1 protein-coding gene is annotated in these 713 nt (G+C 47.3%); it reads left to right on the forward strand.

Going from position 1 to position 713, the window contains the following annotated elements:
• Nucleotides 1–713: cache domain-containing protein (locus tag R8O11_RS27640; RefSeq protein WP_318194927.1), on the forward strand; the 713-nt coding region annotated here is incomplete at both ends.

Genomic DNA, 713 nt, shown 5'->3' on the forward strand with positions numbered 1-713 from the left:
CCCTCGAACTCGCCCTTGGTATCAAGACGCGATGGCACAATCTGGGCTGATCATTACCGAGCCATACCAAGACTTTGATGGCAGTATTGTGGTCAGCTTTGCCAAAGCGTTTAACCAAAACAAACAAGGCGTATTGGCCGCTGACTTGGCCGTCACAGACATCATCAACGAAGTATTGAATATCCAACTGGATAACAACGGCTTCGCGTTTTTGGTGGATGGCAACAATAATCTCGTCGCTTATAAAGATGAAAAGCTCAGCCAGAAACCGCTCACCACGTTAAATCCAGAACTGACTCGCGATAAAATGGCCAACTTGGCACAACACGCGAAGCTAGAAACAATCACGTGGCCAAAACAAGGCGACCAACTGATTTATGTTGCTCAAGTCCCTAACACCGATTGGTCTCTGGGCGTTGTGCAAGACAAACAAATGGCTTTTGCCTCCGTTTCGGAGCAAGTGACCTTTACTGCCATAGCTTCAATCGTGATGTATTTGATCATCGCTGCCATCAGCACTTACGTGATCACTCGCCTACTACGTCCACTGCAAACTTTGTCGGATGCACTCTCTGAACTGTCACAAGGTGAAGGTGATTTGACGCAGCGCATCGAGATTGAACGCATGGATGAAATTGGTGAACTGGCTACGCACGTCAACCAGTTCCTTGCTCAGATGCAATCAATGCTAAAAAACATCGTCGAAAACAGTC

The sequence above is a fragment of the Vibrio sp. 1288 genome (assembly GCF_033344475.1).